The sequence below is a fragment of the uncultured Marinobacter sp. genome (assembly GCF_913055835.1).
Classification (GTDB): domain Bacteria; phylum Pseudomonadota; class Gammaproteobacteria; order Pseudomonadales; family Oleiphilaceae; genus Marinobacter.
In genome coordinates this window covers 1-23,291 of record NZ_CAJXKQ010000031.1, presented here as the reverse complement: position 1 = coordinate 23,291, position 23,291 = coordinate 1, and the positions used below count along the sequence as shown (strand labels likewise).

The 23,291-nt window shown below is 58.7% G+C and carries 20 protein-coding genes; 12 read left to right on the top strand and 8 right to left on the bottom strand.

The genetic code is table 11. The features are described 5' to 3' along the window. Window positions 1–5: 5 nt before the first annotated feature. Window positions 6–1,130 (bottom strand): HD domain-containing phosphohydrolase, encoded by a 1,125-nt coding sequence (locus QZ534_RS15010; protein WP_296935482.1) that lies wholly within the window; start codon window positions 1,128–1,130, stop codon window positions 6–8. Between the two features lie 282 nt (window positions 1,131–1,412). On the opposite strand from QZ534_RS15010, the gene QZ534_RS15005 reads away from it, so the two are divergent. Continuing rightward, window positions 1,413–2,423: a GGDEF domain-containing protein gene (locus tag QZ534_RS15005; RefSeq protein WP_296935481.1), complete on the top strand. Its 1,011-nt coding sequence runs from the start codon at window positions 1,413–1,415 to the stop codon at window positions 2,421–2,423. Here the strand turns inward: QZ534_RS15005 and QZ534_RS15000 are convergent. Further along, complete coding sequence (locus QZ534_RS15000) at window positions 2,387–3,808, bottom strand: MATE family efflux transporter (RefSeq protein ID WP_296935479.1); 1,422 nt, start codon at window positions 3,806–3,808, stop codon at window positions 2,387–2,389. The two genes, QZ534_RS15005 and QZ534_RS15000, sit on opposite strands and share 37 nt — an antisense overlap. Before the next feature lie 85 nt (window positions 3,809–3,893). Here QZ534_RS15000 and QZ534_RS14995 point away from each other — a divergent pair, with 85 nt between their 5' ends. From QZ534_RS14995 to QZ534_RS14985, 3 genes are all read left to right on the top strand, one after another. Continuing rightward, on the top strand, window positions 3,894–4,766 hold the full coding sequence (locus QZ534_RS14995; RefSeq protein ID WP_296935477.1) for a carboxylate/amino acid/amine transporter: 873 nt from the start codon (window positions 3,894–3,896) through the stop codon (window positions 4,764–4,766). Window positions 4,767–4,915: 149 nt separating this feature from the next. Further along, window positions 4,916–6,490 (top strand): PAS domain-containing methyl-accepting chemotaxis protein, encoded by a 1,575-nt coding sequence (locus QZ534_RS14990; protein ID WP_296935475.1) that lies wholly within the window; start codon window positions 4,916–4,918, stop codon window positions 6,488–6,490. 165 nt (window positions 6,491–6,655) lie between these two features. Further along, entirely contained in the window at window positions 6,656–8,053 is a 1,398-nt protein-coding gene (locus QZ534_RS14985; RefSeq protein WP_296935473.1) for a sodium-dependent transporter, read from the top strand. Between the two features lie 91 nt (window positions 8,054–8,144). Here the strand turns inward: QZ534_RS14985 and QZ534_RS14980 are convergent, their stop codons facing one another. From QZ534_RS14980 to dctP, 4 genes are all read right to left on the bottom strand, one after another. After that, complete coding sequence (locus tag QZ534_RS14980; RefSeq protein WP_296935471.1) at window positions 8,145–8,729, bottom strand: hypothetical protein; 585 nt, start codon at window positions 8,727–8,729, stop codon at window positions 8,145–8,147. Window positions 8,730–8,831: 102 nt separating this feature from the next. Continuing rightward, window positions 8,832–10,142, bottom strand: coding sequence for a TRAP transporter large permease subunit (locus tag QZ534_RS14975; RefSeq protein WP_296935469.1), 1,311 nt, complete (start codon window positions 10,140–10,142; stop codon window positions 8,832–8,834). Beyond that, a complete protein-coding gene (locus tag QZ534_RS14970; RefSeq protein ID WP_296935467.1) occupies window positions 10,139–10,687 on the bottom strand; it encodes a TRAP transporter small permease subunit in 549 nt (182 codons plus the stop codon). The genes QZ534_RS14975 and QZ534_RS14970 overlap by 4 nt, the downstream gene beginning before the upstream one ends. Before the next feature lie 85 nt (window positions 10,688–10,772). After that, window positions 10,773–11,819, bottom strand: a complete 1,047-nt coding sequence (dctP, locus tag QZ534_RS14965; protein ID WP_296935466.1) for a TRAP transporter substrate-binding protein DctP — start codon at window positions 11,817–11,819, stop codon at window positions 10,773–10,775. 415 nt (window positions 11,820–12,234) lie between these two features. Here dctP and QZ534_RS14960 point away from each other — a divergent pair, with 415 nt between their 5' ends. The 5 genes from QZ534_RS14960 (at window position 12,235) to QZ534_RS14940 (ending at window position 17,678) form a co-directional block, all read left to right on the top strand. Further along, a complete protein-coding gene (locus QZ534_RS14960) occupies window positions 12,235–12,675 on the top strand; it encodes a PaaI family thioesterase (protein WP_296935465.1) in 441 nt (146 codons plus the stop codon). A 71-nt stretch (window positions 12,676–12,746) separates the two neighbouring features. Continuing rightward, window positions 12,747–13,949: an acyl-CoA dehydrogenase family protein gene (locus tag QZ534_RS14955; RefSeq protein ID WP_296935464.1), complete on the top strand. Its 1,203-nt coding sequence runs from the start codon at window positions 12,747–12,749 to the stop codon at window positions 13,947–13,949. Between the two features lie 37 nt (window positions 13,950–13,986). Beyond that, window positions 13,987–14,754, top strand: coding sequence for an SDR family NAD(P)-dependent oxidoreductase (locus QZ534_RS14950; RefSeq protein ID WP_296935461.1), 768 nt, complete (start codon window positions 13,987–13,989; stop codon window positions 14,752–14,754). Window positions 14,755–14,909: 155 nt separating this feature from the next. Continuing rightward, window positions 14,910–15,974 (top strand): phosphotransferase, encoded by a 1,065-nt coding sequence (locus QZ534_RS14945; protein ID WP_296935459.1) that lies wholly within the window; start codon window positions 14,910–14,912, stop codon window positions 15,972–15,974. A 30-nt stretch (window positions 15,975–16,004) separates the two neighbouring features. After that, on the top strand, window positions 16,005–17,678 hold the full coding sequence (locus QZ534_RS14940) for a long-chain fatty acid--CoA ligase (protein WP_296935457.1): 1,674 nt from the start codon (window positions 16,005–16,007) through the stop codon (window positions 17,676–17,678). 56 nt (window positions 17,679–17,734) lie between these two features. Here the strand turns inward: QZ534_RS14940 and QZ534_RS14935 are convergent, their stop codons facing one another. Next, window positions 17,735–18,877 carry an acyl-CoA dehydrogenase gene (locus tag QZ534_RS14935; RefSeq protein WP_296935455.1) on the bottom strand — a complete coding sequence of 381 codons (1,143 nt, stop codon included), beginning with the start codon at window positions 18,875–18,877 and terminating at the stop codon, window positions 17,735–17,737. Between the two features lie 10 nt (window positions 18,878–18,887). Then, a complete protein-coding gene (locus QZ534_RS14930) occupies window positions 18,888–20,084 on the bottom strand; it encodes an acyl-CoA dehydrogenase family protein (RefSeq protein ID WP_296935453.1) in 1,197 nt (398 codons plus the stop codon). Window positions 20,085–20,376: 292 nt separating this feature from the next. Here QZ534_RS14930 and QZ534_RS14925 point away from each other — a divergent pair, with 292 nt between their 5' ends. From QZ534_RS14925 to QZ534_RS14915, 3 genes are all read left to right on the top strand, one after another. Beyond that, the gene (locus QZ534_RS14925; protein WP_296935451.1) at window positions 20,377–20,640 is read left to right on the top strand and encodes a hypothetical protein; all 264 of its coding nucleotides are present in this window, start codon (window positions 20,377–20,379) and stop codon (window positions 20,638–20,640) included. A gap of 80 nt (window positions 20,641–20,720) precedes the next feature. After that, window positions 20,721–22,142, top strand: a complete 1,422-nt coding sequence (locus QZ534_RS14920) for an acetyl-CoA carboxylase biotin carboxylase subunit (protein WP_296935449.1) — start codon at window positions 20,721–20,723, stop codon at window positions 22,140–22,142. 21 nt (window positions 22,143–22,163) lie between these two features. Continuing rightward, window positions 22,164–23,291 (top strand): pyruvate carboxylase subunit B (locus QZ534_RS14915; protein WP_296935447.1); only part of this gene is annotated, 1,128 nt, incomplete at its 3' end.

Here is a 23,291-nt window from a genome sequence, read left to right as displayed (position 1 = left end):
GATGTTCAGGAGCGAAAGCCCCAGACCAGACTGAAGTCCATGGAGGGCATGATCTCGGGCTCTTCCAGGGACTGGATACCGAAATCGGGCTCGCTGGTGTCCCGCTCGAAGGTGCCGGTGTAGCGATTGCCCCGGGGGCCGAAGATGGCTTTCACGAAAGGCCCCCGGGCCCGCACCGGCCGGCGGGTGACCACGCCCACTTCGTTGTTTTCCAGACGCACCAGAATGCCGGGCGGGAACTCGCCCAGCACCTGTAGCAGGGCCTTGGGTATGGCCGGGCGGAACTTGCCATCGGCAAGATTTGCAATCAGCTTTCTGGCGTTGGCCACGTTCATGCGCTGTCGGTAGGCCCGTTTGGTGATCATCGCCACGTAGCGCTCCGCCAGCGCAAGAATTTCCGCTTCCGGCCGTATTTCGGTGCCGCTGAGCCCCTTCGGATAGCCAGTGCCGTCGGCCTGTTCATGATGCTGGGCGATGATGGTGAGCAGTAGCTTGTTATCAATGCCTGCGGCCCTGAGAGCCTGGATACTGCGCTGGGGGTGCTTGCGAATCACGCTCCGTTGCTCGTCGTTCAGGACCGTATTGGAGGCGTTGAGCTTGTCGGCAATCGGCACAAGGGCAAGATTGGCCGTGAGCGCGGCTGCGGTGAGAACAGAAACCCGGTTCTCTTCCAGCCCGAACTGCCGGCCGATGAACTGGCACAGAATGGCGTAGAACAGGATCTGTTCATGAATGACCGGCCCGATCGAATAGAGATGGACCAGGGCCAGGCTGGCGTCCGGTGATTCGCTGCAGGTGCGCTCGATCATCCGGGCCAGGCCCAGCAGGCGTTTCTGTGCCGAGGGGTCGGATTCGGTGATGGCGTTCAGGGTTGCTTCGAGGGAGTGGAGCAGGTCCGGGTAGTCGGCAAAGGGATTGCGCTCCCGGTTGTCCTCGAAGACTTCTTCCTGGGGACGCTCGATCTTGCGGGGCTTGAACCGGCCCCGTTCGAACAGTTGTTCCAGCTGGGAATTGGTCTGAATCACATAGCCCTGGCGCAGAAGGACATTGCCGTCTGCGTCGTAGACGTTAAAGGGCAGAGGCCGGCCGATGGTCAGCGCGCCGGGTGCGATTCGGACGAGTTCGGTCAAATCAGGTGTCTCGTGTACAGGTTAGTTACTTAGCATAGCAAGTGTAACCCCGAATGCCTTTGGGGCTCCACTGAAGTGAGCATGCCTGTGGCCATGGAATGGCGTGGTTTTACCTGATTTTACGGCTTGTGCTGTTCTTTGATACAAAAAAATGAGCAGGCGTTCACACTTTGTCTTTTTTGAGGGAGAATGTGTAAAGAATCGTTGCCCTGTAACGATCATTCAAGTTGCTTGCGCTATTCTGGAATTAAAAATAGTACTTTGATCGGACGAATAAGCTAAATGCTCTATCGGCTCAGAACGGATTTCAGGCTGTCCATTATTACCCTGCTCGGGGCCTCCGCCATTCTGGGCATCACGCCCTTTGCGGTCATGCGCTTCATGCAGGGTAATGTGTTGGCTGGACTGGTGGATAGCTCGATTCTCCTGGGTATCCTGGGTGCCGTGGTCTATGCCTGGATTACCGGAGATACCCGCAGAAGCGGTCTGGCGTCTGCGGTCATTGCCTGTTCCGGTGCGGTGGCGGTGGGTACTGTGGTGGGAGAGCCCGGGCTATTCTGGCTATACCCCTGTCTGGTAACCACCTTCTTCCTCGCAAATCCCCGTATCGCAGTGTTTCTGAACATTGCTTCGGTCGTTGCCCTGATTGTTCATGGCGGCGCCTTCCGCTCGGACGTACAGATGTGGTCGTTCGCCTCAACCGCCTTTGTGGTCAGCGCCTGCGCCTATGTATTCGCTCACAGAAACCACGATCAGCGGGAGCGCCTGGAGCACCTGGCAACCATTGATCCGCTCACCGGTATCAAGAACCGGCGGTCAATGGATCAGGAGCTGGATCTGGCCGCGGCAGATGCCGAGCGTACCGGCCTGCCCTATGCCCTGGTTCTGCTGGATATCGATCATTTCAAGAGAATCAACGATGAGCATGGCCACGGTGTCGGCGATGATGTGCTTACCGAGCTGGTTGCCTTGCTCAAACAGAACACGCGCAAATCAGACCAGCTGTTCCGGTACGGTGGTGAGGAGTTTGTGCTGCTCTTGCCGGGAGTTGATGGCATTGGCCTCAAGGCGGTAATGAACAATTTACAGCAGGTTCTGCGCAAGTACATGAAGCACCCCGGTGGATCGGTCACCGCTTCGTTTGGTGTGGCCTTGCTCCGGCATGGTGAGGGCGTCGATAGCTGGCTGGCCCGGGCCGACACCGCGCTATACGAAGCCAAGGAAACCGGTCGGGACCGGATTGTTTTTGCGGATCTTCAGGAGTCGCCGGAACCGGCAGCCAATGCCGTCTGACGGTTATCCGGCGCATACAGGAAAAGTCGCCATCCCAACAGAATGCTGGCCGATGCCAGCCCACCGGTCAGGCCTACCCAGAAGCCGGCAGCGCCCATAGCCGGCACCAGCCAGTCGGTGAAGGTCAGCAGATATCCTAGGGGCATGCCCACGCCCCAGAATGAAAACAGCATGATGAACATCGGAATGCGGGTGTCCTTGTAACCGCGCAGGGCGCTGATGCAGGTTACCTGGATAACGTCGGCAATCTGGAACAGGGCCGCGAACATCAGGAGCCTGACGGTGACCGCCTGAACCTCGGTATCGCTGGTGTAGAGTGCTGCGATCTCCCGGGAGAACACGAACAGCAGTATTGCGAAAACCAGCGCCGTAGCGGCAGCGAGAATCAGCGAACTGCGGGAGATCAGCCGCGCGGTAGCCGGCGCCCGGGCGCCCATCAGGAAGCTGACGCGCAGCGTCAGCGCCATGCCTATGCTCAGTGGCAGCATGAACAGTAAAGACACCACGTTCAGGGCAATCTGGTGCCCGGCCACCACAACCGGGCCGAGGGGTGCCAGAAACAGGGCGATCACCGAGAACAGGCTGGCCTCAACGAAGATGGTAAAGCCAATGGGCACGCCGATACCGAGGATGTAGCGAATGCCTGCCAGATCCGGCTTGACCCAGTCGGAAATAAGGTGGAACTGACGGTAAACCCGGCTGAGGTTCAGGTATACGAGCAATGCCGCTGCCGCGACACCGTTGGAGATGGAGGTCGCCCAGCCACAGCCAACGCCACCAAACGCCGGCAGCCCCAGTTTGCCGTAGATGAAGATGTAGTTCATCGGAAGGTTGATCAGTGTGCTGAGCACGGAGAAGGCCATGATCACGCGTGTGTGCCCGAGGCCATCGGTCAGGCCCCGAAGTGCTGTCAGTAACAGCAGGGCAGGAATACCCCAGGCGAAGGCATTAAGGTAGCCCTGGGTAATGCGCGCGGTGTTGGCCTCCAGGTTCAGAAGCGCCAGCACCGGGTGTACGTGGGTCAGCAACAGGATCATGATCACGGACCCGGCAGCGGCCAGATACAGTCCCTGCCAGGTGGCGGGCATGATTTTCCCGACCTCCCGGGCACCGTTGTAGCCGGAGATTATGGGTTGCAGCGCCCCCAGCATGCCCATGAAAAACAGGAACAAGGGCATCCACAGGCTGCTACCAATACCCACTGCCGCAAGATCCTCGGCACTCGCGTGGCCGGCCATGATGGTATCGATCACACCGTTGGCCATCTGGGCAACCTGGGCAATCAGGATCGGCCCGCCCAGAACCGCGAGCGTACGCCACTCGGTGAGGGTTCTGGCTACCAGAGGTTGCCTGGGTTCCGGTAATGGCTGGTGAATCTCATCCATTGAGCGCTATCCGATGCTTCTGCACTGCAAGTTTCTCCCAAAACCGTTAAAGTACGCGCCTTGATCACAACAGATGGCAGTGGCGATGGGACTTCTGGTTTTTGTTACCGTTCTGTGGGCGTTTTCATTCAGTCTGATTGGCGAATTTCTGGCCGGCCAGGTAGACAGTGATTTTGCGGTACTCAGCCGTGTTCTGCTGGGTGCCCTGGTGTTTCTGCCGTTCACCCGCTGGCGTGGCGTGGCGTCAGGACAGAAGCTGGGCATCCTGGTAACCGGCATGCTGCAGTTCGGTATTACCTATCTGTGCCTTTACCGGTCTTTCAGCTACCTGACCGTGCCGGAAGTGCTGCTGTTCACGATTTTCACCCCGCTGTACGTGACCCTGCTCGATGACGCGCTTTTCCGCCGGTTTTCACCGGTGGCGCTTCTGGCCGCAGCCATCGCAACGGTCGGGGCAGGTATCATACGCTATGACGGCCTCAGTGAGGACTTCATCACCGGTTTTCTGTTGCTCCAGGTGGCGAACTTCACGTTTGCTGCCGGCCAGGTAGGTTACAAGCATGTGATGCAGCATTACCCTACCGGCATGCCTGCTTACCGCACCTTCGGCTATTTCTTCTTCGGTGCCCTGATTATCGCGCTGCCTTCCTTCCTGATTTTTGGCAATGCCGACAAGCTGCCAACCACGCCGGTGCAATGGGGCATTCTGGCATGGCTGGGCCTTGCGGCCTCCGGCCTCGGCCTGTTCCTCTGGAATCGCGGTGCCTGTGTGGTTGATGCCGGTACCCTGGCCATCATGAACAATGCCCTGGTGCCGGCGGGCCTTGTCGTGAACCTGCTGATCTGGAACCGCGATGCCGATTTACTGAGGCTGGCGATCGGCGGTGGCGTGATTGTCTTCTCCCTCTGGGTCAATGCCCGTTTCCATCCCCGGGCGCGGCTGGCCGTTTCGGCATAAGTATCTGCACGGACTAAGGTTCTCTTAAGGGCTGCCGTTACACTCCTCATACGCAGGGTAACCGTTGATGAATATCATTGATGTTCATTGGGGTTTACCCTTGCTGCCTGTTTTATTCCTGTGGTCAGCTCCAGTCAGAAGGTCCGTTTATGCGCAAGAATCTCCCGGTTACCCAACGTGAAATCAAGATGCGTAAAGGCGGGCGGTTGATCAGCACCACGGATTTGAAGGGCGTAATCACCTACTGCAACGATGAGTTCGTGGAAATCAGCGGATTCTCCCAGGAAGAGCTGGTGGGCCAGGCCCACAACATCATCCGCCATCCGGACATGCCCCAGGCCGTGTTCAAGGATATGTGGGACTACCTGAAGGCCGGCAAGGCCTGGATGGGCGTGGTCAAGAACCGGGCCAAGAGTGGCGACCATTACTGGGTCAGCGCCTACGTCACACCGATTCGTGAGAATGGCCAGATGGTGGGCTACGAGTCGGTGCGGGTCGAGCCAACCCGCGAGCAGATCGCCCGTGCTGAGCGTCTTTATGGCAAGATTTCTGCCGGCAAACTGACCTCATCCTTCAGTAACCGTGCGTTGTCGATGCTTCGTTCCGGCTGGCCGTTTCTGGTGTCGCTGATACTCAGCCTCGGTGCCCTCCAGATCAATCAACCCTGGTTGGCCGCAGGCCTGATTGTTGTGGGTCATGCGCTTGGGTTCGGCCTGGTCTTCAATTCCCTGGCCGCTCGCTTGCGTAAGCTGCTGGACCTTCGCCCGGATGCCTTCCGCGATCCCATCGTCGCCCGTACCTACAGTGACGAGCGGGGTCTGTTCTCGCAGCTGTCGTTGTTGCTGGTCAGTGAAGAAGCCCGGGTTCGTACGGCTCTGGCCCGTATTGATGACCAGGCGGAACTGCTCTACGAGCAGGCAAGGGCTTCCCATGGCTATATCAGCGATGGCGCAGCGGCGATCGCCCGGCAGCGGGCGGAAACCGACCAGACCGCTTCGGCCATCAATGAAATGACCGCGTCAATCCAGGAAGTGGCCGAGTCAGTTAACAGCAATGCCCGTGAAGCCGAAGAAGCCAATCGCCTGGCGGGGGTGGGCAGCGACCGGAGCGCCGAGGCACTGGTGGCCATCGAGGAGCTGGTAACCCGGGTGAACGGTATTGGTTCGACCATCAGCAAGCTGGGTGAGTCCACCAACAGCATTGGTGAGGCCGCCAACCTGATTTCCGAGATTGCCGAGCAGACCAATCTGCTGGCTCTGAACGCAGCTATTGAAGCCGCCCGGGCGGGTGAACAGGGTCGCGGTTTTGCTGTGGTGGCGGACGAGGTGCGCTCTCTTGCTCGCCGCACGAGGGAATCCACCGTGCGGATCCAGAACGTTATCGACGACTTCCGGCAGCAGGTGGACTCGGCGGTTCAGGCAACCCGTGACGGCGAGGCAGTGGCTGGCAAGGGGCTTGAAAAGGTGCGCGAAGCCGAAAACTCCCTGAAGGATATCGTGACATCGATCGAGACCATTTCCGACAGCTTTATCAGCATGTCTGCGGCCTTTGAAGAGCAAAGCCAGGTGTCCGATGAGATCAATCGTCAGATCACCAACATTGCCGAGCTGGCTGATCACAGTGATGCCCAGGCCGACTCCGCCAAGCAAAGCAGTGACCGGCTCAGCGCCATGTCCCGTGGCCTGAAAGACCTGATCGCCAGGTTTATCAGCAAAAACGGCTAGTTAGCTTTTACTTTCCTTTCTTCCCGCCGGATCAACCCGGCCCGGGAGGGCGCCAGCACTGGCATCAACGCGCCAGTGCTGGCAGAATCCCGCCCCAATTGCCCCGGCAACGCCGCGGCTATCCTTTTTCAAGACATTCCTCAGCCAAAAGCACAGGAACACAACATGACTCAGTCCAACTCGGTTTCGGGCAACGGTTCAGGGGCCGCCCGTGGTCTCTGGTCCTCCCGGTTGGCGTTTATTCTGGCGGCAACCGGTTCGGCCGTCGGTCTTGGTAATATCTGGAAGTTCCCCTACGTTACCGGCGAAAATGGTGGTGGCGCCTTTGTGCTGGTTTACCTGCTGTGTATTGCAGTAATCGGTATTCCCATCATGATGGCGGAAGTATTTATCGGCCGTAATGGTCGCCACAACCCCATTACCAGCATGCGCCTGGTAGCCGAGCGCAATCTCAGCGCCCCGGGCTGGCGGATCTCTGCCATCATCGGGATGATTGCGGCCTTTGTGATCCTCTCCTTTTATTCGGTGATTGGTGGCTGGGCCGCGTCCTACGTAGGACATGCCGCCATGGGTGATTTTACCGGTGGCACGGCAGACTCCATTGGTGAGTTGTTCGGTGGCCTTCTGGCCAGCCCCGGTCAGTTGCTGCTCTGGCACACCGTCTTTATGGCACTGGTTATCCTGGTGGTTTCCCAGGGACTGAAAGGCGGTCTGGAGCGGGCTGTTACCATCCTGATGCCGGCCCTGTTTATCCTCTTGCTGGTGGCCGTTGGCTATGCCACCACAACGGGCCATTTCGGAGAGGCCGTCAGCTTCCTGTTCACGCCGAATTTTGGGGCTTTGACCATTAACGGCGTGTTGATCGCCCTCGGTCACGCCTTCTTTACCCTGAGCCTGGGTATGGCGATCATGATGGCCTACGGCTCCTACCTGGGCCGGGATGTGTCCATTGGCCGTACCGCCGTAGGCGTCGCCATCATGGATACCGTTGTGGCGCTGCTGGCCGGCCTGGCCATCTTCCCGGTGGTGTTTGCCAACGGCCTGGAAGCCGGTGCCGGCCCCGGCCTGATCTTCCAGACCCTGCCGCTGGCCTTCGGCAATATGCCCATGGGCGGCCTGTTTGGCACCCTGTTCTTTATCCTGCTGTTGTTCGCCGCCTGGACCTCCGGTATTTCCCTGCTGGAGCCGGTGGTTGAATGGGTTGAGGAAAAAACCAGTTTCGCACGCACAGGCAGTGCTGTTCTGGTGGGTGTGCTTTGCTGGGCGCTGGGTATTGCCTCGATCCTGTCGCTCAACGTCTGGGCCGATGTGGCCCCGCTGGCCATGTTCGAGCGTTTTGAGGGCAAGACCATCTTTGACCTGCTGGACTTCTTCACGGCCAACGTGCTGCTTCCCCTTTCCGGTCTGCTGACCGCGGTGTTTGTCGGCTGGTTCGTGGCGAAGGAGTCACTGAAAACCGATCTGGCGCTTCAGGGCGGTGCTTTCACCCTCTGGTACAACCTGATCCGGTTTGTTACCCCCATCGCGGTTGCTATTGTGTTTGTTTACAACCTGATGTCGTGATGGCTGCTGCCTGGACAGCCTGATGGTTGTTTAGCAAAACAAGAAAGCCCGGCGGGTTACCGCCGGGCTTTTGTTTTCCTGGCCCGAGATATCAGTAGTTGCCTGCTTCCCTCAGGGCTTCAACGTGGGGGCGTACTGCCTCTACATCTGCTGGCGGCGCGTTGCTCGCACTTTCCATTGCGCCCATGGCACTTTGCATCATGGCCCGCATCTGGGCTCTCTGCTCGGCTGTCATGTGGGGGCTGTTCTCGATTTCCGCCATAGCTGCGTCCATCTCCTGACGAGCAGCCGGGTTCTGCTGCTCCATCTCGATGGCCATCCAGGCCTGGAAAATCCGGTCGCCGGTTGTGGCCCACTCTTCAAGACTTCCGAAACCATGGTCCTGAACCAGGTCTTCAAGTTTGCCATAGGCCTGATGGCCTTCCAGTTCACTCAGTGAATCTGAAAACATGCTGGAAAAGTCAGGCATTGAGCCATCGTTTGGAGCGTCCATCTCATCGCTCAGATCATCAAATTCGGAGCTCAGTTGCTCTGCGGCTTTCAGACTATCGATAAACGATGAGATAACCCGGTCGGACAGGCCCTGGGCCTGGGTGCCCGTGGAAAATAGCGCGAACAGGGTAAACAGTGAGGTGATTACTGCAGTGTGCAGGGATGCCGGAAATGGGCCGTGCATAAGCGTCTCTCCTTGTGTTGGGCCCCGGATTCCGTGTGCCGGGAGCCCTATGAGATTAGCGCTTTCACGGATTCACTGCCAAAATTTTGGGTTCACTCAGTCTCAGAACAACAGATCGGGCAACCAGGTGGCAATCTCCGGAAACATCATGATCAGAATAATGCCGACGATCTCCACCAACACAAAAGGAATCACTGACGTGTAGATATCCTTCATGGTGATCGACGGCGGCACAATGCCCTTCAGGTAGAACAGGTTGAAGCCGAAGGGGGGCGTCATGTAGCCGATTTCCATGTTGATCACGAACAGGATACCGAACCAGATCGGATCAAAGCCCAGGGATTCGACAATCGGCATGAACACCGGCAGGGTGATCAACATAATGCCCACCGGGTCCAGCACCATGGCCAGCAGGAACACGATCACCATCATGGCGATGATGATGCCCCAGGGGCCACCGGGGACCATGTTCATCAGGCCCTCGATCAGTTCCTGGGCGCCCATGCTCTGGTAGGCGGCGCTGAAGGCGTGGGCGGCAAACAGGATCCACATGATCATGCCGGTGAGCTTGAAGGTGCGGATGGCGGCTTCTTTCAGGATGCTCCATTTGAATTGCTTGTACACTGCGGCCGAGATCAGGGCGCCCAGAACGCCCATGGCAGCCGCTTCAGTCGGGGTGGTGATACCGCCGATAATTGAGCCCAGTACCATGACCACCACGCCAATTGGCAGAAGCACTGCCCGCAAAGCCCGGAGCTTCTCTGGCCAGGTACCCCGGTCTTCTTTTGGCAGCGCCGGTGCCAGCTCGGGCTGCAGGTGGCAGCGCACAAGGATGTAGATGGCAGTCAGCACCATCAGCAGGATGCCGGGCATAATGCCCGCGGCGAACATCTGGCCGACGGAAACGCCGGTGATCAGGGCGTAGAGAATCATCAGGATGCTGGGCGGAATCAGAATGCCCCAGCCACCGCCGGTGTTGATCACACCCAGGGCCATTTTGCGGTCGTAGCCCCGCTCAAGCATGGAGGGCAGCGCGATGGTGCCCATGGCTACCACCGCCGCACCGCTGATGCCCACCATGGCGGCAAACACCGCACAGATGCCAAGGGTGCCCAGGGCCAGGCCGCCCCTCAAACCACCACACCAGAGATGCATCATCCGGTAAAGATCCCGGGCCACCCCGGTTCGCTCCAGAATCATGGCCATGAATACAAAAAGGGGAATGGCCACCAGGGTGAAGCTTTCCATGGTGCCCCAGATCTGGGAGGCAACCATATAGAAGGAATCAAACCCCCAGGTGAAATACAGGAACACCACCGAGACGCCACCCAGAACAAACGCCAGTGGCAGGCCCAGCAGCAGGAAAAACAGCAGCGAACCGAAAAACAGGAGAGTCAGGGCTTCAATACTCACAGCTGCTCTCCTTCAGGGCCCGTCTCTTCGGGTGTGTAGTAATCCAGGTTGAAGGCCACGGCAATGTCTTCAAGCAGTTTGACCAACCCTTGCAGAACCAGCAGTGCGGTACCGATCGGGATGGCCAGTTTCACCGGCCAGATGGGCGGGTTCCAGGCCGAGTAGGATGTCTCCCAGCTGGACATGGATTCCCGGGCCATGTCGATCCCGAACCACAGCAGGGCGAGGGTGAAAATGAAAAAGACCGCAGAGGTGACAATGTCCAGTGCTGCGCGCTTCCGAGGCCTCAGGTGCGAATGCAGCAGGTCTACGTTGACGTGGCCGCGATGAGCCATGATGTAACCACCGGACATCACCGCGTAGATGCCGAAAAGCATCTGAGTCAGTTCGTTGGTCCAGACCGTCGGAGAATTGAGCAGGTAGCGGAAGCCGACCTCGAGCAGAAGGAACACGAACATCGCGAAAATCAGCAGGGCCACCCACCGGCCAACGAAATCATTGAGGCGGGTAACCCCTCTCATGAAGGCGGCGATCATCGCGCTCATGGCAGTCTCCCACTGTATGCAGGTTGGCTTCGGGGGTGGAAAGGCCGGAGTCGGTGACTCCGGCCCGGGTCAGAGCAAAGGCTGATCAGAGGTAGCCGAGATCGGCCAGATAGCCTTTCAGCATATCCAGCGCCTTCTTGGCATTTTCGCTGCGTTTGCCTTCCTCGTCCCACATGGCCTGGGCGGTAGCAACCAGCTTGTCCTGGACTTCATCCGGAAGGACATTCAGTTGCACACCCTGTTCCTCGATGGCCTTGGCCAGGGTGATACGTTCCTTGTACTGGTACTCGTTGGTGCGGATCCAGAACTGTTCGCTGAGGGCATCCTTCACGATCTTCTGCATGTCTTCCGGCAGCTTGTTCAGAGCCTTCTGGCTGACGATGATCACGTCGGTGCCAGCAATGTTCAGGGCGGGCTGCACATGGTACTTGGCCACTTCATACAGGCCCATGCTGTAGGCACCCTGGGCTGCACCCCAGTGGGCGCCGTCCACGATGCCGGAATCCAGCGCTGAGTAGAGTTCACTGCCAGGAATGTAGGAGGCGGCGGCTCCGGCTTCGGTCAGGAAGGTTTGCAGGGCGCCGGAGGAACGGATCTTCAGGCTGTTGAAGTCCTCAACGCTTTCAATCGGCTCCTTGACCACCATTTCAGTCGGGTAGACTTTGTCCGTGGCCCAGTAAACGTCATGCTCTGCCGCTTCATCTCGCAGCATCTGTTCGAACCCAAGGTTCTGGTGGAAGTAGGCGGCCTCCCAGACGTTGCGGAAGGCAAACGGCAGGCCAGAGGCAATGCCGGCGAGGGAGATCTTGTCCTGGGCATAGGCCGGGGAGATGGTGCCCATTTCCAGGATGCCACGACTCACCGCGTTGAAAGTATCCGTAGCCTTGAACAGGGCGCCAGCCTCGTAGAGCTGCAGTTTCAGGCGGCCATCGGTGCGCTCTTCCAGAACCCGCTTGATCCGGCCAAGGCTGTCTGTGTAGGAGCTGCTGGAACCCGGCCAGTGGGACTGCACCTTCCAGGTAAAAGTGTCCTGGGCCGCAGCGGGTGCCGCCGAGAGCGCAGCGGTAATACCGAGAGTAAGGGCTGACGCATACACCGTCAGAGTCTTGCGAGCAGTAGCAAAGAGTTTCATGAGCGTGCCTCGTTCATTGTTGTAGTGGCTTTGCTTCGTGTTTCACTGTGCAGAACTCGTAACTGCAGGGTGAATTTTATTCTCTGAATCTATCACAACATCGGGGCTTTGCAATAGGATGTTTGTGGTTCGGGTTTGCAGCTGTCCTTCACTCAAGGGTAGTTCATCAGGCCAGCTTCTTCTGACCCGGGAAGGCGCGATATCAACGCCTCACGCCAGCCCAACCGATGTGTTCAGCGGCAATGGCAGACAGAAACATCGGTCTGCTATCCATTGTATCTTTCATTTTTCGTTGGTCCTGGCGGGCTGTGTTTTGCTAGTCGAAACAACCTTTCAAATATATTGACTCAAAACCGTAAGGCGTGACAAATTACAAAGACAACAAGAGCACTGGCCCACCAGGAATGATTGTCTGATGAATGAGGAAAACCGCCACACCACCCACGGGCAGGATCTGCCTGGCTTCCACAGTCTTCTTGGCTACCGTCAGGCTTCCTGGGAAGAAAACGAAGCGGTCATTGAGCTGGAGCTTCGGCCCGGGCATCTGAATCTGGGCGGCGTTATTCATGGTGGCGTACTGACCTCCCTGCTGGACATTGCCATGGCGCTAGCGGGCACTTACTGCCCGTATCCGGGCAGGATGCGCAAGGCTATCACCCTGTCCCTCACCACCACGTTTACCGGCCAGTGTTCTGAAGGTGTGATCCGGGTAACCGGTCGTAAACGCGCCGGAGGAAGCCGGATCTTCAACAGCACGGGCGAAGTACATGACGATCAGGGCAACCTTCTGGCTATTGCCGAGGCCACGTTTCGCATTCGCTCCGGCAGCGAGAAGCCGGAGGGCGTGCCGATCTGATTGGCGTGATCGGAACAGGTGATTGCCGGTTTGATGGCGGTCGCGAACCAAAACAACAAGAGGAAACGGCAATGTTCGAGCTGTCTGACAGGGCGAAACAGCTGCAGTCTGAGTTAAACGAATTCATGGCTGCCCACATCTACCCGAACGAAGAGGCTCATCATCGACAGATCGAAGATGCCGAGGACCGGTGGGCGCCGGTCCCCATTATTGAAGAACTGAAGCAGAAGGCCAAAGCCGCCGGCCTGTGGAACCTGTTTCTGCCTGACAGCGAATTCGGTGCAGGCCTCAGCAACTTCGAGTACGCCCACCTCTGCGAAATCATGGGCCGTTCGGCCATGGCCCCCGAGGTATTCAACTGCTCGGCCCCCGACACCGGCAACATGGAGACGATTGCCCGCTACGGCAACGCCCAGCAGCAGGAGCAGTGGCTGAAGCCGCTCCTTGATGGCGAAATCCGCTCCTGCTTCTCCATGACCGAGCCGGACGTGGCATCTTCAGACGCCACCAACATCGCCTGCGAAATCCGCCGCGAGGGCGACGAGTACGTGGTCAACGGTCGTAAATGGTGGTCTTCCGGCGCCATGACCCGAAACTCGAAAATCGCCATTGTCATGGGCAAAACCGATCCTGATGCCGAAAAACACAAGCAGCAGTCCATGATTCTGGTGCCTCTGGATGCGCCCGGTGTGAAGATGATCCGCCCGCTGCATGTGTTCGGCTACGATCATGCGCCACACGGCCACGCGGAAATTCACTACGACAACGTGCGGGTGCCGGCTAGCAACATGCTCCTTGGCGAGGGCCGTGGTTTCGAGATTGCCCAGGGCCGGCTCGGGCCGGGCCGGATCCATCACTGCATGCGCACCATCGGCGTTGCGGAGCGTGCCCTGGAGCTCATGTGCAAACGCGCCAACGCCCGTGAGGCCTTTGGCCGGAAGCTCTCGGAGTTTGACTCCATTCGCAAGGACATCGCCCGTAGCCGTATGGAGATTGAGCAGGCCCGCCTGATGACCCTGAAAGCTGCGCACATGATGGACACCGTCGGCAACAAGGTGGCCCGTCAGGAAATCGCCATGATCAAGGTGATTGCACCGAGCATGGCCTTGAAGGTCATCGATCGGGCCATTCAGGTGCACGGTGGTGCAGGGGTTTCCCAGGACACCTTCCTGGCCGAGGCCTGGGCCAAGGTTCGGACACTGCGCCTGGCGGACGGGCCGGACGAAGTGCACATGGATTCCATCGCCAAGATGGAGCTTCGGCAGTATCGCTGAATCGATCACCTCTGAGACAGTGCGCGAGGACCTGACGATGAACAATCCACTGTTTGATATGACCGGCAAAGTCGCGGTGATTACCGGTTCCACCAAAGGAATCGGCCGCGCCATCGCCGGGGAAATGGCCGTCTGTGGCGCGAAAGTGGTTATCTCCAGCCGAAAGGCCGAGGCCTGTGAGCAGGTGGCGGAGGAACTCAAGGCGCAGGGCTTCGAGGCCATGGCCGTTCCCTGTCACGTGGGCAGGAAAGAAGACCTGCAGAACCTGGTAGAGAAAACCAACAAAGCCTGGGGCAGCATCGATGTACTGGTGTGCAACGCCGCCACCAACCCGGTCTACGGACCCACGGCAGAAATGACCGACGACGCCTGGGACAAGATCATGGACACCAACGTCAAAAGCACCTTCTGGCTGACCAACATGGTGCTGCCCCAGATGGCGGAAAAAGGCGAGGGTGCGGTCGTTCTGCTCTCCAGCATTGCAGGCCTTCGAGGCAACACGGTGATCGGCACCTACGGCGTCTCCAAAGCCGCCGAAGCCGCTCTGGCCCGTAATCTGGCGGTTGAGTGGGGACCAAAAGGTATCCGGATCAACAGCATTGCTCCTGGCCTGATCAAAACCGACTTTGCCAAAGCGCTCTGGGACGACCCGGTCCGTGCAAAGCAGGCGGAAGACAAAACTCCGCTACGTAGGATTGGTGATCCGGTGGATATCGCCGGCCTGGCCGTGTTTTTGTCTACTAAAGCCAGTGCCTACATCACCGGACAGGTAATCGTCGCTGATGGCGGGGAGACTATTTGCTGAGGTTTGACATATGCAATGGGGAGGCACGACAGGTGGGGGTGCCTTTGTTCCGGGAAAAAGAACTCGCTGCGCTCAGACACCTTTGTTCCCTGCACAAAGGCACCCCCACCCGTCGGCCAGCGAATTTCAGAGATGACTGAAGGCTTAAAATAAAAATGAGTATGACCCCAGAATTGGTCGATGTTCTCCCGGCCCACAAGTTCGACGAAACCCGACTTCTGGCATGGCTACAGAATTCGCTGCCGGAATTTGGTAGCCGAATGGAGGTCAGGCAATTCCAGGGTGGCCAGTCCAACCCCACATTCCTGCTGGAAACCGAAAGCGGAAGCTATGTGCTGCGCAAAAAGCCGCCGGGGAAAACCTTGCCGTCAGCTCACATGGTCGAGCGGGAATACAAGGTCATGCGGGCGCTGGGCGAACATACAGAGGTACCAGTGCCCAACGTTCGGGTGCTGTGTGAAGACGCCGGTGTGATTGGTACGCCCTTTTACGTCATGGACTTTCTGGAGGGGCGGATCATCACCCATTCGGCGCTGCGGGATCTTGATCGTGAGGACCGTCTGCCGGCTTACCATTCCGCCATCGATACCCTGGCAGCGCTTCATAAAGTGGATGTGAACGCCGTTGGCCTGGGCGACTACGGCCGGCCCGAGGGCTATGTGGAGCGCCAGGTTGCGCGCTGGAGCAAGCAGTACCTGGCCTCTAAAACCGATGATCTGCCGGCCATGGACAAACTGATGGCCTGGTTGCCGGAACATCTGCCAGCACAGGACGAAACCGCCATCGCCCACGGTGATTACCGCTTCGGAAACCTGATGCTGGCTGCGGATCGACCGGAGGTGATCGCCATTCTGGATTGGGAACTGTCCACACTGGGTCATCCCCTGGCAGACCTGGCCTATTTTTGCCTGCCCTTTTACCTGCCCGCCGACATGGAGGGGATGCGCGGATTACAGGGTGAAAACCTTGAGGCGCTGGGTCTTCCGGACGAGCAGGCCATTATCCGCCGCTACTGCGAGAAGACGGGCCGGGAAGGCATTGGGGACTGGCATGTGTTTCTGGCGTTCTCGTTATTCCGCCTCGCGGCGATTTTGCAGGGCGTCTACAAGCGGGCGCTGGATGGCAATGCCGCCAATGCCAACGCCCTGGAAGTCGGCAAGCGGGCAAGCTTGCTGGCGGATACCGGGTGGAAGATTGCCTGCGAAGGTTCGAAGCACTGAGAGTTCAGATTTACCCTGGAGAATAACAAGATGTTTGATCGTCACTACAAGGTCTGGCCCAAAGAACTGCCGAAAACCATGACGCTTCCGAAAACCAGCGTTTACACCAACCTGGAGATTTCGGCGCGGCGCTATCCGGACCATACCGCCATCATCTTCTACGATGCGCCGATAACCTACCGGCGTCTCAACGAGGAAGTCGAGACGATGGCGGGCTACCTGCAGGCGCAGGGCGTGAAGAAGGGCGATCGGGTGCTGCTGTATATGCAGAACTCTCCCCAGTATGTGATCTCCTATTACGCCATCCTGCGGGCCGATGCTGTCGTGATACCGGTCAATCCGATGAACCGGGCGGCGGAGCTGGAACATTTCATAGCCGATACCGGCGCCTCGGTTTGCCTGGCCGGCCAGGAACTGGCGGGTTTCATTGCACCGATGATTGGCGACAGCAATCTTGAACAGGTGGTGGTGGCTTCTTACAGCACCTACATCGATCCCGAGACGGATCTGGACCTTCCGGCTGAAGTGGCGGCACCGGCCTGGTCACAGGAAATGCCTGGGGTTATTACCTGGGAAGCGGCGATGGCCGCCGGACACACGCCGGGCCCCCACACGGCCACGCCGGATGATCTGGCGGTGATTCCCTACAGTTCCGGTACTACCGGTGCGCCCAAGGGCTGCATGCACACCCACCGGTCGGTGATGGCCACGGCCATCCACCGGATATTCTGGAACCTGACCACACCGGACAGCGTTCAGCTCGCCACCCTGCCGTTCTTCCACGTTACCGGCATGACCGGTTCCATGAATGGACCCATTGCGGCGGGCGCGGCCTCAGTGATTATGACACGCTGGGACCGGACCACTGCATCAAGGCTGATCGAGCGCTACAAAGTCACTGGCTGGACCAACATCGTCACCATGGCGGTGGACTTTCTCTCCAATCCCGATATCGGCCAATACGATCTGAGCAGCCTCAACATGATTGGTGGCGGCGGTGCCACCATGCCCTCTGCCGTGGCCGAAAAGCTCAAGCGGATGACCGGGCTGGACTACATCGAGGGCTACGGCCTTTCCGAAACCATGGCGGCCACCCACATCAATCCCAACGCCCACCCGAAATCCCAGTGCCTGGGCATTCCTGTGTTCGATGTCGATAGCCGGATCATTGATGTCGACACGCTTGAGGAAAAGGGTCCGGGCGAAACCGGGGAGATTGTTTCCTGTGGGCCCCAGGTTACCCAGGGCTATTGGAACCGTCCTGCAGAAACCGAAGCGGCGTTTGTGGAAATCGACGGCAAGCGATTCTTCCGCACCGGCGATCTGGGCTATTACGACGAGGACGGCTATTTCTTCATGGTTGATCGCGTCAAGCGGATGATCAACGCTTCCGGCTACAAGGTCTGGCCATCGGAAGTCGAGGGATTGATGTACCGGCATCCGGCAATCCATGAGGTGTGTATCATTTCCGCGCCGGACCCCAAGCGGGGCGAGACGGTAAAGGCCTGCATTGTTTTGACACCGGAAGCCGAGGGCCAGACCAGCGCCGAAGACATCATTGCCTGGTGCAAGGAACAGATGGCGACCTACAAGGTGCCGACTATGATCGACTTTGTAGATCAGTTACCGAAGTCGCCCACGGGGAAACTGATGTGGCGTGCGCTGCAGGAAGAGGAGTGGAAGAAGGGGGCCTCGACGACCTGAGGCGCATCGGGTCACCGGCCCCTTTGGATAGCGGGGCCGGTGACTCGACAAGCCCGTTAGCTCGCCTGCAGCATCGCTGCGTAGCGCTCAAGATGGAAGTCGTCATCGCCGAGCTGATGGTTGATCATCACCAGTCGCTTGGCGTAGTGGGCGAAGTTGTACTCCCAGGTCATGCCGATGCCACCGTGGGACTGGATACCCTGTTCGGAGATGAACTGGCCGCTGCGGCCAATTACGTTCTTGGCGGCAGCGAGAATCCGGCGCCGTTCGTCGCTCTGGGGCTCGTCGGCAACACTCGCGGCCAGGATGGCCATGGAGCGGGCCTGTTCCAGCTCGGACATCATGTCCACCATCCGGTGCTGTAGCACCTGGAACCTGCCGATGGGCACACCAAACTGCTTGCGCTGCTTCAGGTATTCCAGAGTCAGGTCACAGGCCACTTCCATGGCGCCCACGGCTTCGCCGCACAGGGCGGAAATGGCGCGCCCGGTCTGATATTCAATCACTTCGGCTGCCTTGCCTTCGTCTCCAAGCAGGGCGTCGGGGCCCAGTTGGACGTTGTTCAGGAACAGGTCGCAGCCTTTGAAGCCATCAATCGTCGGATAAGTCCGGCGCTCGATGCCTTCCGCGTCAGCGGGAATCAGGAACAGGCTGATGCCATCGGCATCGCGGCTGTCGCCAGAAGTCCGGGCAGATACCACCAGAACATCGGCGCAATGGCCACCGATCACCACGGCCTTTCGACCGTTCAGCACATAGCCGTCACCAGACTTCTCGGCACGGGTTTCGACATCGTTCAGATTATAGAAGCTCTGAGGCTCCTGGAGGCCAACAGCCGCACGCACCTCGCCGGTGGCGATGCCGCCAAGCCACTGTTCCTTCTGCTCGCTGTTGCCGGCCTGGCTGATCAGCCCGCCGCCCAGAACCACCGATTGCAGGTAGGGTTCAATGCACAGGCCGCGACCCAGCTCGGTCATCACGCTCTGTACTTCAACGCCCGTTCCGCCAAAGCCGCCCAGTTCTTCCGGGAAGGGCACAGCCGTCAGGCCCAGCTCACCCAGCTGCTTCCAGAAATCGGCACTGAAACCCAGCTCGGATTCGCTGTATTCCAGGCGTTTCTCAAAGCTGTATTCACCGCGCACCAGGCGGGCCACGGTGTCCTGCAGCATCTGCTGCTCTTCATTCAGTCGGAAATCCATGGTCGCCTCCTTAAAGCCCGAGAATCATTTTCGACACGATGTTCTTCTGGATCTCATTGGACCCGCCGAAAATCGACAGCTTGCGGTTGTTGAAGTACTGGGGGGCCACCGGCGCAGCGTTCTCGTCAGAGAGGAAATCGCCGTCATAACCCAGATCCAGTTCCTCTTCCACGAAGGGAATGGCGTAGGGGCCAATGGCCCGGCGAGCCAGATCATTGATCGTCTGGCGAATCTCGGTGCCGCGGACTTTCAGCATGGAGCTTTCCGCTCCCGGCATACCGCCGCCTTCTACGGATGCAATGATCCGCAGGTTACTGATCGCCGCGGCCATCAGATCGATTTCAACCTGGGCGATGCGCTGGCCGAAGGTTGCGTCTTCGATCAGGGGCTTGCCGTTCTTCAGACGACGGCTCGCCAACCCTTTCAAGTGCTCGAGAGCAGCTTTGGAAATGCCAATGCCGGCCAGGCCAGTGCGCTCGTACGTCAGTAGGTACTTGGCGTAGGTCCAACCCTTGTCTTCCTCGCCTACCAGGTTTTCAGCAGGGACCTTTACGTCCTCGAAAAAGACTTCATTGACCTCGTGCTCGCCATCCAGGGTGATGATTGGGCGTACGGTAATCCCTGGCGTGTTCATGTCGATCAGCAGGAAGGAGATGCCCTCCTGGGCCTTCACTTCGGTGTTGGTGCGCACCAGGCAGAAAATCATGTTGGCGTGCTGGCCCAGGGTGGTCCAGGTCTTCTGGCCATTCACAATATAGTGGTCGCCTTCGCGCACGGCCCGGGTCTTGAGTGACGCCAGGTCTGAACCGGCACCGGGCTCGGAATAGCCCTGACACCACCAGTCTTCGCCGCTGAGGATTCTGGGCAGGTATCTCTGCTTCTGCTCTTCGGTGCCAAACTTGATAATCACCGGCGCCACCATGTTGACGCCGAATGGCACGGAACGCGGTGCCCCGTAGCGAGAGGACTCTTCATCCCAGATGTGTTTCTGAACCGGGCTCCAGTTCACACCGCCGTATTCTTCCGGCCAGTGGGTGGCGTACCAACCCTGTTCGCTGAGGATTTTCTGCCAGCGCTGGTGGTCCTCCTTTGAGAGCCTGCGGAACCCCTTCACCTTGGCGGCGATATCCTCGGGCAGCTTTTTTTCCAGGAACGCGCGGACCTCATCACGGAACGCGAGTTCCTCGGTGGTGTAATTCAAGTTCATGAATAGCCTCTCTTGCTAGAAAGCGAAAACATATACCGCGTGGCAGAATATCTCCATATTCGGAGATAGCAGCGGTACATGTCAACATAAATGCAAAAGTCGGTACCGCTAGGCGAAATAATAAAGCTACCTGTAGCGAGTCATTGCTCGAAAAAATCGATGCTTTCGGCCCAGAAAACCGTATTGAATCGATGCTGCAATCACGTGACACTCATTGCGACTTTAGTCACACCAAAGGACGCCCATGCAGGACGCCCAACAAAAATGCCGGACACGGGTGTTAAGCCTTTTCATGATTCTGGCATTGGCCCTGGTTTCATTGCCGGCCCATTCCTCGGACACTGCGCCAGCACCCCTGTTCTGTGAGTCGGCTTTCTGCCCGTTATTGTCGGATGTGACAAACGACGGTGGTCAGGAGGGAGGACTTTCCCATGGCAACCGCTTGCGGGATTTCAGTCTGCACCAGAACAGCACCCTCTCAGGAGCCAGTGGCTTCTCGGGATTAGTGCATTGCGCCAGCTTTCCGATCTTGCCGCAGGCGCCACCTGCCACCTGAGCCCCCAAGCCAAGAGGGCGTGTCTGCCCTTAGCACCAACTTTTCGACTCAAACGACTTCCATCACCTGGAGGATTTTCCATGGCTATACGGAAGCTGCTGATCGCCAATCGCGGAGAGATTGCGGTCAGGATTGCCCGGGCCTGCAGCGAACTGGGCATCCGCTCAGTTGCCATTCATTCGGAGGCTGACGAGTATTCCCTGCACGTCAAGAAAGCCGACGAAGCCTATCAGATCAGCAAGGACCCCCTGTCGGGGTACCTGAACCCCCACCATATTGTGAATATGGCAGTGGAAACCGGCTGCGATGCGCTGCATCCCGGTTACGGATTTCTGTCCGAGAATGCCGAGCTTGCAGCCATCTGCGAGCAGCGGGGGATCACTTTTGTGGGCCCTTCTGCAAACGCGATTTCATCCATGGGAGACAAGACCCAGGCGCGCCAGACCGCCGTTGCTGCGGGCGTGCCGGTGACTCCCGGATCGGATGGCAACCTTGAAGATGTGGAAGATGCTGTGGCCCAGGCCGCGGATATCGGCTATCCGGTGATGCTGAAGGCCACCTCCGGCGGGGGCGGCCGGGGTATCCGCCGATGCGACAACGAAAAGGAGCTTCGGCAGAACTACGAGCGGGTCATTTCCGAGGCCACCAAAGCCTTCGGCAGTGCCGAGGTGTTCCTGGAGAAATGCATCATCGAGCCCCGACACATTGAGGTCCAGATTCTTGCCGATACCCACGGCAACGTAGTGCATCTCTACGAGCGGGACTGCTCCATCCAGCGCCGCAACCAGAAGCTGATTGAGCTGGCGCCGTCGCCGCAACTTGAGGAAAGCCAGCGCGAATACATCGGCGATCTGGCCAAACGGGTGGCGAAGCAGTGTGGTTATGTGAATGCCGGCACCGTCGAGTTCCTGCTGGACCACGACGGCAGCTTTTACTTCATGGAAATGAACACCCGGGTGCAGGTGGAACACACCATCACCGAGGAAATTACCGGGGTGGACATCATCAAGGCCCAGATACGGATCGCTGCCGGCGAACCACTGGGCCTCAGGCAGGAAGACATATCCTACCGGGGCTTTGCTGCCCAGTTCCGGATCAACGCTGAAGATCCGAAGAACGGCTTTCTGCCCAGCTTTGGCCGCATCAGCCGCTACTATTCCGCCGGCGGCCCGGGCGTGCGCACCGATGCCAACATGTATACGGGCTATGAGATTCCGCCCTATTACGATTCCATGTGCGCCAAGCTGATTGTCTGGGCCATGGACTGGGACGAGCTGATTGCCCGCTCCCGGCGCGCTCTCGGGGACATGGGCATTTACGGCGTGCAGACCACCATTCCCTACTACAAGCAGATTCTGGAGCACCCGGATTTCCAGGCCGCCAACTTCAACACCGGCTTCGTGGAGAGCAATCCCCAACTGCTTGAGTACAGCACCAAGACCCGCCCTGAATCCATCGCCACTGCCATAGCGGCTGCCATCGCAGCCCAGGCGGGCCTGTAAAAGAACATCGGAGAGATCCCAATGACCAAGCGCAAGATTCATATTACCGACGTTATTCTCAGGGACGCCCACCAGTCCCTGATTGCCACCCGCATGCGTACCGAAGACATGCTCCCTGCCTGTGAATGGCTGGACCAGGCTGGCTACTGGTCTCTGGAGTGCTGGGGCGGTGCCACCTTCGACGCCTGCGTGCGCTTTCTGAAGGAAGATCCCTGGGAGCGTCTGCGTACGCTGAGAAAGGCCCTGCCGAACACCCGCCTGCAGATGTTGCTGCGTGGCCAGAATCTTCTGGGCTATCGCCATTATGGCGATGACGTGGTTGAGGCGTTTGTCGCCAAGGCCGCCGAGAATGGCATGGATGTGTTCCGCATTTTTGATGCCCTGAACGATGTGCGCAATCTCGAGACCAGCATCAAGGCGGTCAAGAAGGCTGGCAAGCATGCACAGGGCACCATCTGCTACACCGTGAGTCCGGTGCATGGCACCGATGCCTATCTGGAACAGGCCAAAGCCATGGCCGACATGGGCGCGGACAGTATCGCGATCAAGGACATGGCCGGGCTGCTGACGCCGGCGGTAACCGCCGAGCTGGTCGGTAAACTGAAGCAGACCCTGGATTTGCCGGTGTTCCTGCACTCCCACGCCACCTCGGGCATGGCGCCCATGTGCCAGTGGGCGGCCATGGAAGCCGGCGTTGATCATATCGATACCGCGCTGTCGGCCTTTGCCGGCGGCACCAGCCATCCGCCCACGGAATCCCTGGTGGCGGCGTTGCACGATGCCGGTCTGGAGACCGGGCTGAACCTGGAGCTGCTGGACAAGGCCACACGCCATTTCCGGGAAGTGCGCAAGAAGTATCACCAGTTCGAGAGTGCGTATAACGGTGTTGATACCTCGGTGCTGCTGTCCCAGGTGCCCGGTGGCATGATGTCCAACCTCGCCAACCAGTTGAAGGAGCAGGGCGCGCTGGATCGCATCCAGGACGTATTCGAGGAAATTCCCCGGGTGCGGAAGGATCTCGGTTACCCGCCACTGGTAACACCCACCTCCCAGATTGTGGGTACCCAGGCGGTGATCAACGTGCTTGCCGGCAAGCGCTACGAGTCCATCACGAACGAGGTGAAGAAATACCTTCAGGGCTGGTATGGC